This is a genomic window from Roseicyclus sp., from assembly GCF_052168335.1.
Lineage (GTDB): Bacteria > Pseudomonadota > Alphaproteobacteria > Rhodobacterales > Rhodobacteraceae > Roseibacterium.
The window spans coordinates 1-1,641 of the sequence record NZ_JBQLZP010000120.1; the positions used below are offsets into that span (position 1 = coordinate 1).

Below are 1,641 nucleotides of genomic sequence, written 5' to 3' on the forward strand. Positions count from 1 at the left end.
GGCGATATCGACGCCGCCCAGGTCCTTGCCGTAGCGCCGCCGGAGGAAGCTCGGCGCGCCCGAGAACACGTTCTCGAAGCTCAGGCCCTTCAGATCCGTCCGCGTGAGCGCCACGTCGATCTCGTTCTTCGCGTCCTCGAGGGCCATTTTCGCGTCTCCCGTCTGGTCCTGCCCCGCCGTGCCGCTACCTGCGACGAAACGCAAGGGGCGACGCGCGCCTTGTCCGTGGCGGAGGCTTCGGGCATGGACGGGGCGAAGCCGGAAACGAGGCAGGCGATGCAGGAAACAAGAGAACCCGACGCGGAACTGCGCGCGGCCTTCCTCGAGGGGATGAGCCGGGCGGCGGCCTCCGTCTCGGTCGTCACGACGGACGGACCCGCGGGACGCGGCGGCGTCACCGTCTCGGCGATGACCCCGATCTCGGCGGACGGGCCGCGGCCGACGATGCTGACCTGCCTCAACGCCTCGTCCTCGGCGCTGCCGCTGGTGCTGAAGAACGGATGCTTCTGCATCAACGTGCTCAGGACCGGGCAAACCGAGATCTCGGACGTCTTCTCCTCCCGCCTGCCCGCGCCCGGCGGCGACAAGTTCAACGCCGTCGAGACCGAGGCGATGGCCACCGGCGCGCCGCGCATCAAGGGCGTCCTCGTCAGCTTCGACTGCCGGCTGATCTCGGCCGAGAAGATCGGCACGCACCACATCTGCATCGGCGAGGTGGCCGCCGTCGACACCGCGCACGAGGGCGAGCCGCTGCTCTACGGTCTGAGGAAATACCTCCGCCCCGAGGAGCACTAGGCCGGCTGCGACGTTTCCACGAGGCGGGCGAAGATGCTCGCGCCGATGGGGGCGATTGCGTCGTTGAAGTCGAATTCCGGGTGGTGCAGCCCCGCCCACGGCCCCGCGCCGACGAAGAGATAGGCGCCGGGCCGCTCCTGCAGCATGTAGGCGAAATCCTCCGCCCCCATCTCGCGTCCGGCCTGCGGATCGACAAGGTCCGTGCCCACGACCTCGCCCGCGACGCGGGCCGCGAAGGCGGCGGCCTCGGCATCGTTGATCGTGGCCGGATAGCCCACCTCGTAGTCGAGCCGCGCGGTAACGCCGAAGGCCGCGCCCGTGCCGGTCACGATCTCCTCCATCCGCCGCATCACCATGGCCTGCACCGCCGGGTCGAAGCTCCGCACGGTTCCGTTGATGTAGGCGCGGTCGGGGATGACGTTGTCGGTGGTGCCCGCGTGGATCTGCGTGACCGAGATCACCAGGTCGTCGAGCGCGTAGTTGTTGCGCGAGACGATGGTGGGCATCGCCTGCGCGATGGCGAGCGCGGGGGGGATCGGGTCCACCGTCTCGTGCGGCATGGCGCCGTGGCCGCCCTTGCCCTCGACATGGACGTGGAACGTGTCGACCGCCGCCATGATCGGCCCCGGCGTCGTCAGGATGCGCCCCTCGTCGAGGCCCGGCACGTTGTGCAGCGCGAAGACCCGTCCGATCCCGAAACGCTCCATCAGCCCCTCGCGGCACATGACCTCGGCGCCGCCGCCATGCTCCTCCGCCGGCTGGAAGATCAGCGCGACGCGACCCGCGAAGTTGCGGGTCTCGGCGAGATACTTGGCCGCCCCGAGCAGCATCGCGGTGTGCCCGTCA

General features: G+C 69.9%; 2 protein-coding genes and 1 pseudogene. 1 reads left to right on the forward strand and 2 read right to left on the reverse strand.

Annotated elements, in window-relative coordinates; genetic code table 11:
* A pseudogene (locus ACTS11_RS03865) lies at positions 1-147 on the reverse strand (agmatinase); the annotation flags it as partial.
* 129 nt (positions 148-276) lie between these two features.
* Between ACTS11_RS03865 and ACTS11_RS03870 the strand changes: the two are divergent.
* The gene (locus tag ACTS11_RS03870; protein WP_442639026.1) at positions 277-795 is read left to right on the forward strand and encodes a flavin reductase family protein; all 519 of its coding nucleotides are present in this window, start codon (positions 277-279) and stop codon (positions 793-795) included.
* On the opposite strand, the gene ACTS11_RS03875 is transcribed toward ACTS11_RS03870, so the two are convergent.
* The coding region (locus tag ACTS11_RS03875; protein ID WP_442639027.1) for an amidohydrolase at positions 792-1,641 on the reverse strand (850 nt) is incomplete at its 5' end. The two genes, ACTS11_RS03870 and ACTS11_RS03875, sit on opposite strands and share 4 nt — an antisense overlap.

Bases quoted from the DNA above. Each gene is read 5' to 3' on its own strand.
- ACTS11_RS03870 (WP_442639026.1), top strand. From the start codon at position 277: ATGCAGGAAACAAGAGAACCCGACGCGGAACTGCGCGCGGCCTTCCTC.